Origin of the sequence: Amycolatopsis sp. NPDC023774, from assembly GCF_040639695.1 — a bacterium.
Taxonomy (GTDB): Bacteria; Actinomycetota; Actinomycetes; order Mycobacteriales; family Pseudonocardiaceae; genus Amycolatopsis.
Genome location: NZ_JBFAAJ010000024.1, coordinates 126,209 through 134,690 on the forward strand (window position 1 = coordinate 126,209; position 8,482 = coordinate 134,690).

6 protein-coding genes and 1 pseudogene are annotated in these 8,482 nt (G+C 67.1%); 3 read left to right on the forward strand and 4 right to left on the reverse strand.

The window, feature by feature from the left end:
• Positions 1-174 precede the first annotated feature (174 nt).
• A complete protein-coding gene (locus AB0F91_RS35190) occupies positions 175-1,176 on the reverse strand; it encodes an SDR family NAD(P)-dependent oxidoreductase (protein WP_360604686.1) in 1,002 nt (333 codons plus the stop codon).
• A gap of 74 nt (positions 1,177-1,250) precedes the next feature.
• Between AB0F91_RS35190 and AB0F91_RS35195 the strand changes: the two genes are divergently transcribed.
• Positions 1,251-2,198 (forward strand): AraC family transcriptional regulator, encoded by a 948-nt coding sequence (locus AB0F91_RS35195; protein WP_360604688.1) that lies wholly within the window; start codon positions 1,251-1,253, stop codon positions 2,196-2,198.
• A 399-nt stretch (positions 2,199-2,597) separates the two neighbouring features.
• Here AB0F91_RS35195 and AB0F91_RS35200 read toward each other — a convergent pair whose 3' ends face one another.
• Entirely contained in the window at positions 2,598-2,771 is a 174-nt protein-coding gene (locus AB0F91_RS35200; RefSeq protein WP_360604690.1) for a hypothetical protein, read from the reverse strand.
• A gap of 435 nt (positions 2,772-3,206) precedes the next feature.
• On the opposite strand from AB0F91_RS35200, the gene AB0F91_RS35205 reads away from it, so the two are divergent.
• Entirely contained in the window at positions 3,207-3,434 is a 228-nt protein-coding gene (locus AB0F91_RS35205; RefSeq protein ID WP_360604692.1) for a hypothetical protein, read from the forward strand.
• A 7-nt stretch (positions 3,435-3,441) separates the two neighbouring features.
• Here the strand turns inward: AB0F91_RS35205 and AB0F91_RS35210 are convergent, their stop codons facing one another.
• Positions 3,442-4,506 (reverse strand): IS630 family transposase, encoded by a 1,065-nt coding sequence (locus AB0F91_RS35210; protein WP_360604709.1) that lies wholly within the window; start codon positions 4,504-4,506, stop codon positions 3,442-3,444.
• Positions 4,507-4,891: 385 nt separating this feature from the next.
• Between AB0F91_RS35210 and AB0F91_RS35215 the strand changes: the two are divergent.
• Positions 4,892-5,156, forward strand: a pseudogene (locus AB0F91_RS35215) (IS5/IS1182 family transposase); the annotation flags it as partial.
• 130 nt (positions 5,157-5,286) lie between these two features.
• Here AB0F91_RS35215 and AB0F91_RS35220 read toward each other — a convergent pair.
• Positions 5,287-8,094 carry a glycoside hydrolase family 2 TIM barrel-domain containing protein gene (locus tag AB0F91_RS35220; RefSeq protein WP_360604694.1) on the reverse strand — a complete coding sequence of 936 codons (2,808 nt, stop codon included), beginning with the start codon at positions 8,092-8,094 and terminating at the stop codon, positions 5,287-5,289.
• Positions 8,095-8,482 lie beyond the last annotated feature (388 nt).

The window sequence follows — 8,482 nt, forward strand, 5'->3', positions numbered from 1 at the left end:
GCAGCGCAGCCGGTAACTGCACACCGTGGTCGGCTCACCGGGCGGGCACTTCTCCGGTCCCGGGGAGTGTCGCGTGATGAGCCACTGTCCATTGTCGACCTGTCTCACCTGCCCTCTGCTGGGCCATATTTGGCCGCGACAGTTGTGGCAGGCGTCGCGATCTCGGCGGCGCGGTCACGCCTTGATCAGCTGCTCGCTCAGCTCCCAGAGGCGCTGCGCGGAATGCGGGTCGATGGAATGCGGCACGACGTTCTGTGACTGGATCAGCTCGACACCCTGGGCGGTGGAATCCGCGGTGTCATCCAGCGGTGAGATGTCGTTGTCCCTCAGGTAGACGCCGCCGATGTCGGCGAGCAGCGGGCTGGTCGCGGCGAACACGATGGTGGCGGCACCCTGCTCTGGCGTCTTTTTCCCGCTGTCCGGGTCGATGATCGGCCGGCCGGACTCGTCGACCAGCCCCATCGCCTGCTGCATGGCCCGCACTTGGTCGGCGGGCATGGAGCTGCCCAGGTTGGTGCCGACGATGACGCCCGGGTGCGCGGCGTAGCCCCGGATCCCGTCGGGGGCCCACCGACGGTCCAACTCGACGGCGAACAGCACGTTGGCGGTCTTCGATTGGGCGTAGCCGAGGTGGCCGTCATAGCCGGTGGCGAAATGGGGATCGTCCCAGCGGATGTCGGAGATACGGGTCGCACCGGAGGTCGTGTTGACCACGCGGGCACCGTGTGCCGCGCGCAGTGCGGGCAGCAGGCCCAGGGTCAGCTGGAAGTGGCCGAGGTGGTTGGTCGCGAACTGGGCCTCGTAGCCGCGTGCATCCAGGACCAGTTCGGCGGGAGCCATGATGCCGGCGTTGTTGAGCAGAATGTGGAGCGGACGACCTGAGTTCAGGTAGCGGCCGGCGAAGGCGTCGATCGAGCCCGGGCTCAGTAGGTCCAGTTGACCGATCTCGACGCCCTCGATGCCGGCCAGCGCCGGCGCGGCGCGGTGAGGGTGGCGTGACCCGACGGTGACCGAGGCGCCGGCCTTGGCCAGCGCACGGGTGGCCTCCAGGCCGAGCCCGACGTGGCCGCCGGTGACGACGACGTTCTTGCCGGACAGGTCGATGCCCGCGAGGACCTCATCAACCGTCGAGGCCGCAGTGAAGCCGGATCCGACAGGGAGCTGCTTGTGTGTCATGCCCCCAGTCTGTCCCTGAGGGGTTCGTACTCTGAATAATTGACGATCCGCATTTGTTGCGCGATAGTCCGAGCATGGTTGGTGATCAGCTCTCCGAGGTGTTCGACCTCGTCGAGATCCGCGGTCTGGTGTCGGGCGGGTTCGCGGCACGGGGGCCGTGGGTGGCGCGCGCCGCCATCGAGGACCCGCTGAAGCTCATCGCGATGGTGTACGGCAGGTCCCGGCTGAGCACGGACGGCGTCGACGGTGTCGACGGGCCGGTCGACCTCGAGCCGGGCGACGTCGCCATCCTGAACAACCGGTCATGGCTTGATCAGGAGGGCGGCGCCGGCGACGGGCTGCGCCAGGAGATCACCCCCGAGGAGAACTTCTCCCGGCTCGTCGGCGCCGACCGCGGTGCCGACGACGTAGTCATCGGGATCGCCGTCGACCTCAACCAGGCCGGTCACGCGCTGCTGCAGCAGGCGCTCCCGGCGGTGGGGCTCGTCCGGGCATCCGCTGCGGCGGCGACCAACCTGCGCGGCAACCTCGACCGACTGTTCGACGAGGTGAGCGGGGACCGGATCGGCTCGGCGTTCGCGATACGGCAGTACGGTCAGCTCCTGCTGCTCGAGATACTGCGGGCCTACCTCGACCAAACCAACCTACCGCCAGGCTGGCTACGGCTGCTCACCGACGAACGGTTGCGTCCGGCACTGCGGCTCATGCACACCGAACCCGGAAAGCCTTGGGGCCTGCGGGAACTGGCTCGCGCCGCGGCGATGTCGCGGACCTCTTTCGCTGAACGTTTCCGCAGTGTGGCTGGCCAACCGCCGCTGGCCTACCTCAACCACTGGCGGATGCTCCTGGCGCAGCGCGCTCTGCGCGACGAGCACGTGCGCATCGGATCGCTGGCCGCCGAGTTGGGCTACGCGTCCGAGAGCGCATTCAGCACCGCCTTCAAACGGGAGGTCGGAGAATCACCGCTGCGTTACCGATACCGGGTTCGCGATGAGTCACCGACCCGCGCCACCTCGGTATAGGCCTGATCGTCTCAGCACGCCCGACAACAGCGCTCCGCGCCGAGCCCATTGCTCGTGGTCAGGGGTGCCGGCGCGGGCAGTGCTGCGGCAAGAGGGACGGTGAGCTGTGCGCTTACCGGCAGGGGCCGGCTGGAGTTCTCAGCGCTCGGCTGCGGCCCGGCCCGACGCCAGGCAGCGGGAATCGCCGTGGTCTACGTAGCGTTCGACCTGCTCGGCGCCCGCGGCGCGACCTGCGATTGTGGCCGCTCTCGCGCCGGCGCGAGCGACTCGCCGCAGCGGTCGGCGCGGGCAACGCCGGCGTGCAGCTGATGATCTCGACTCGGCCTCGGCCTCGGCCAGGGGCGGGAGTGGATCAGCGCCGAGCCGGCGGCTGTCGGCATCGCGGGAGCGTCGCGAAGATCAGTGCGGGTGCTCGTCCGGCTGCGCTTGGCCGGGAGCGGTGGGTGCGGGGCGGTTTCCGCGGCGCGTGGTCGAGGCGGCTTGCGTCGAGGTGAGCCTTGGTGATCTTCCGCTGCCGTCGAGGACGGCGTCGATCACGGCACTGCGGATGAGGTGCGACAGGCTGCCGATCATGCCGTGGGTGATGTTCTCCTCGGCGATGGTGGGCCACGGTGGGCGGGTGGGGCCGGCCGTTCAGCGGGCGTTGAGTGTCTTCAGGTGCAGTCCCGCGGCGTGGGGCACGGCGTGGATCTCGCGCGCGCACGCGCGCAGAACGCGAGCTCGCAGGACGGCGGAAGGTAGCCGTCCCAGCCGTTCCGCGGTGATCGTTCCCCCAGCTCAGGGGGATCGCACTTCGGGTAAAGCGGGTCTTCGTGATCCAGAAGTCGAACTCTTCCCGGCTGGCCAGAAGCAGTTTGGCGGAGCCGGGAGTTTGGTCGGTAGGGCAATGCTGCTTCCCTGTTTTCCCAGGAGGCGACAAACACGCCGGATCTTCCCTGTCACTGTGTCAAGATCAACACGGATTCGCCCGATGACAATTCGAGCGCGTGTGAAAAGGGGAGAACAGACGTGAAACTCAGCAGCAAGGCCCTCGCTACGGGACTGGTCGCCGGTGCGCTGGTCCTCGGTGGGAACGCGATCGCCTCGGCCTCGACGGTGATCGCGAGCTACGACAACCCGAACGCGTGCCAAGCCGCGCTGGCGATTCACGAGACGGTGCAGCCGGGCGCTTCGTTCTCTTGCGAGCAGGTCACGATCAGTGGTGGCGCACTCCGCTGGTGGCTCGTGCAGAACTAGTGCCGTATCAAGCAACGTTGGGTAGGTAATCGGGGCGGCGGATCTTGGAGTTGACGGCGAAGTGGCGTTTGGGGTGGCAGTGGCGGTTGCGCCAGCGGAGGTAGCCGGCGATGGCGGCTTCCTGGGTGGCGTGGCTGGGGTAGTCGCTGCCGTCGAGGGTGAAGTAACGGACTGCGGTGAACTCGCATTCGATCCAGTTCAACCAGGACGCGTTGGTGGGTGTGTAGACCAGCTCGATGCCGTGATCGGCGCACCAGGTCCTGACCTCAGCCTTGCCGTGCGGCCCGTAGTTGTCGCAAACGAGGTAGAGCTTCCCGGTCGGGAAGCGGCGGCGTAGCTGCTTGCAGAACTCGAGGAACTCCTGCCAGCGTTTGCGGTCGCGGAACCGGTAGAACATCTGACCGGTGGCCAGGTCAAGCGCGGCGAACATGTGCCGGACCCCACCGGTGCGGGTGTAGGTGGCGCGCTGCCGGGCCGGGCGGCCGCGGGGGAACCAGCCGCGGCCGGGTCGGGGTTGTAGGTTCAGCGGCCCGAACTCGTCGACACAGATCACCCTTCCGTCGGCGGGCGGGTGATCATAGAGGGCAAGGATGCGGGTCTTCTTGGCCACGAAGTCGGGGTCTGTGCTGGCTTTCCAGGTCTTCGTCGCTTGCCAGGACACGCCCTCCGCACGCAGGATCTGCCGGACGGTCTCGGTGCTCGCCCTGATCCAGGCGTGCTCGGCGAGGTAATCGACCAGCTTGGCCAGGCTCCAGGTCGTGAACGACAACCCCAACTCGGCAGGCTGGCAGGCCGCGATGCGGCAGATCTGATCACGGGCGGCCGGCCCGAACTTAGCTGGTCGGCCGCCCCTCCATTTTGGGGACAACGCCGCGAACCCGGAGGAGTTGAACGCGTGGATCACCTCCCGCACGTATCCCTCGGTCGCCGCGAACATCACCGCGATCTCCCGCGCGGAACGACCCTGCACCGAGGCCAGCACGATCCCAGACCGCCGCAGCCGCACCCGGTCCTTCGCAGACCTCGTGATCTTCACCAGCCGCTGCGCCTCCTCCGGCTCCAACGACCGCACGAACACCCCCGGCTGACGCGCCACCAGCCTCACCTCCACCACCAGCCTCACGATCACCAACCCAGATGTCCACGCGACACGATGACAACGGCAACGTTTCTTGAGGCGGCACTAGTCGTGTAATTCTCGAGGTAAGTGCGCCGCGGGAAAACCGCGGCGCACTTCTTCATAAAATGATTTACCTTGCGCCCTCGTGCCATAGGCGGCAACGTGGGAAAATTTATGCGACGTATTCAGCCGAACCGCCGGGCGAACATCCGCCGGCCGGAGCCGGACGTGTTCACATGGCTTGGCCGCTTGGTCGCCGCAGCCGAAGCGTGTGCGAGTCGCCCCGTTCTCGTGGCGTTGATCGACCATGGCTTGTCGAGTTGCTCAATAGGTGGTGCTGTCCGATCGTGGCGGCCTGGGAATCTCGGTCGCGGTCTCTGCCGCGAGCACTTACGATTCCCGCGTACGCAAGCCGCTGGGGATGGCGATACCGGCGATGCGCTCCCGCCGCGGCCCGCAGGCGGCGCAAGCCCGCCAAGCTGCACGCCGGCAAGGCCCACCCCGAGCTCCGATGGTGGGTCCGCGATCGCGGCATCAAGATCCGCATCGCCCCCAAGGTCATCGAATCCTCAACCACGCTCGGCAAGCACCGATGGCCGATACGACTGGTGTCGGCGGATATCCTGGCGCAGCGCACGGCCGACCGCGGTATCAATACCGCCACGTGCCGCGCAAACGGGGCAAGGAAGGGCCGAACCCTCACACTCTGGAGAGGCGTGCGGCCCCGCCCGGCTACACGCCGAAGGTCTTCGTCGACGGATGGGTGGACAACGCGGGCTTGTTGAAGGTGACGGCCACGCCGTGTCCCTGCAGCCGGGAGGCGTGTTGGTCGATCTTCCAGCCGTCGATCCGTACCCCGATGTCCTTGTGGCGCTGGAACTGTTCGGCGGTCAGCTGTACGCGGACGGTGCTCGACTCGCCGCCGGCCAGGTTCAGGTAGTTGTCGTTGAACGTCGCCGGAAGGACACGTTCGCCGGTCCGGGTGTCGTACACCTGCAGGTGCAGCATCAGCGCCACGGCGTGGCCGACGTTCTCGACCTTCACCGTCAATTCGACGCCGTCGCGCCCGTGCTGGGCGTCGGCCACGACGGTGACGGCGGCCGCAGGCGCATCGTCCAGGCTCGTGAATCCCGCGGCCCGGGCCGGGTTTTCGACCCAGTAGAAGTTGCGGACCAGTTCCGAGCCGCGCGAATCCTTGAACAAGAGCCGGACGAAGGCGATGTCGGAGGGCGCGGCGTTCAGCTGTGGGGCGATGGTGCCGATGACGGTGTGGTCGGACGCGGCCGCCTCACCGACGCGCAAGGAAGTGTCGGCGAACGCCGTCCCGTTCAGGTCGTAGAGCGTGACGGCGATGGTGCCCTGCACTGCCGTTCGGGTGTGGTTGGCCACCACGACGTCGAGGGTCTGGCTGTTGAGGATCACGTTGACCCGCCGGCACGCGTGCTGGACCGCGTAGAACGCCGAATGCGCCTCGAGGTCGTGGGTGTACATCTGCCAGACGAAACTGGGTTGCGCGGGATTGGTCATCCACATGATGACGCCGGTGCGCGGGTACGGCTTGCCCGGCGCGGCACTTTCCATGTTCGCGGCGTGCGCCTCGTAGATCGCCTTGATGCACTCGTAGTTCATCAGCTGGGATTTGCGGGCGAAGTCCGGGAGGTTCAGGACTTCGCCGTACCGCTGCGCGGTGAGCTTGAGGTACCCGGCGCCGCCGCCGTTGCCCCCGTTGCCGTTGACGTCGCGGTCGGCCCAGAAGTCGTCCGGATGCTCCCACGACCGCTCGGGGACCATCTTCCGGATGAACTCCAGCGTCGGGATCGAGTACGAGCCGACCTCGTTGTGGAACGGCGGCCATTTCGTGCCGTCGTTCAGCGAGAAGTGGGTGCTGGGGGTGACCCAGTGGTACGGCCCGCCGGAGCTGTACCCGCCGATGGGGTCCTTACCGGTGTCGCCGGCCGAGCTGGTCAGCGCGGCGCGTTTCGGGTCCAGCTCGGCGACCAGAGAGTCCAGACCGTCGATGAGCGGCTGCGGTGGCGGGCCTTCGTTGCCGCCGCACCAGAGCAGGATCGACGGGTGGTTGCGGAAGCGCACGATGCAGTCGCGCATGTTGTCTAGGTCGCGCGCGACGTTCGCCGGCGGCGGGCCTTCGGTCGAGCAGAAGAAGTCCTGCCAGACGAGAATGCCGTACTCGTCGCACGCCTCGAAGAAGTCTTCGGTGCTGCTTTGGCCGTTCCAGTTGCGGATCAGGTTGAGGTTGGCGTCGCGATGCAGCCGCACCTGCTCGCGGAGCCGCTCCCGCGGAATGCGCTTGAGCGCCTCGTCCAGGCCCCAGTTGCCGCCCATCACGAGGATCGGCTGGTTGTTGACGATGATCGCCAGGCAGTCCAGCGGTGTGCCGGCCGGCGACTGGATCGGCTTGGTGTACTCGATCCGCCGCACACCGAAGTCCACCGTCCGCTCGTCGCAGACCTGCGGGCCGGACTCCACCGCGATCGTGAGCCGATAACGGTAGGGGTCGCCGTACCCGTTGGGCCACCACAGCTTCGGGCGGTCCAGGCGCAGGCAGGCGAGGTCTTTCGACGTCAGCGTGACCGTGGACGTCCCCGGCGGGACGGTGACGGTTCGCTCGAAGTCGTGGCCGTCGAGGGATCCCTTCAGCACCACGGATTTCGCCGTGTCGAACGCGCTGTCGAGCGCGAGGTCGACCGTGATGTCGGCCGTGTGCAGATCGGCCGACAGCGTCGGATCCACGTGCACATCGGTCAACCGGACCGGGCCGGTGGTGGACCAGGTGACCGGCTGCCAGATGCCCAAGTCCCGATCGGGGATGGTCGGCAGCCAGTCCCAGCCTGCCGCGCAGAAGAACGTCGGCCCGTTCTTCAAAGTGATCCCGGTCTTGCCACCGTTGCGCCCGCCGCGGGTCACGCCACTCGCGTAGCTCGGCAACGACGGCGGGTCGACGTAGTCCAGCTTGCCGACAAGCACCGCGAGATGAGCGGTGCCGTCTGCTTTCGCGATGATGTCCGTGACGTCGAAGACGCCGCGTTTGAACGCGCCCTCGACGGTGCCCACCTCGGTGCCGTTGAGCCAGATGGTCCCCAGGTAGTTGATGCCCTCGAACTGCAGCCAGAACCGCTGGCCCGGGATCAGTCGTGGCACTCCGAACGCGACCCGGTACCAGTAGCCGGTGTCCTTGAGGGTGTCCGGGACCGTGTCGGTCACGATGCGGCCGTACAGGGGATCGGGGTACTCGCCGTTGGCGATCATGCTCGTGAGCGGTGTCCCCGGCACCACCGCCGGCTTCAGGCCCGTGAGGTGCTGCGCACTGGCGAGCTGGGCCCCGGACGTCGTGGTTGCGTCGGCCGAGGTGAAGGTCCAGCCGTCGGCGATCTCCCGGCCGTCGAGGTGGACGGGACGGCCGCCTGGGGTGCTGCCCGGCGCCGCGCCGGCGATGTCCGACAGCCCGAGCACGCCGAGAGCACCACCGCCGGCGATGGCGATCCCACCGGACAGAAAACGCCTGCGATTCAACTGGGTCACGTCGCTCCTGAAGTTTCGCTTGACAACGTTGTCAGGACTCATCCAAATCATATGATTCGCAAGCCTTGATCCGTTTGTCAAGCGACCTTCGGAGGTTGTGCGAGCGCGACGATTATCGCAGTCGCCGCAGTGGGTTCGAAGGAGCTCGGACGTGCTGTCGATCGTTTCGCTCTCGGGTCTCAGAACTGCGGCAGCAGAGTAGATGAGTGAGCCGTCGATGCGATTGGCGGCAGGCGACCCCCGGGAAATGCGATGGGCGACCACCGGATCACCTTTATCAACCCGGAGCACAATGAGGTTTTCTCAGTAGTGTCTGTGGTGTTCGTGGTGGGTTAGGACGAGGGCTGCCTGGACGATGGCGCCGATGTGGTGTGGGCAGAGGCTGATG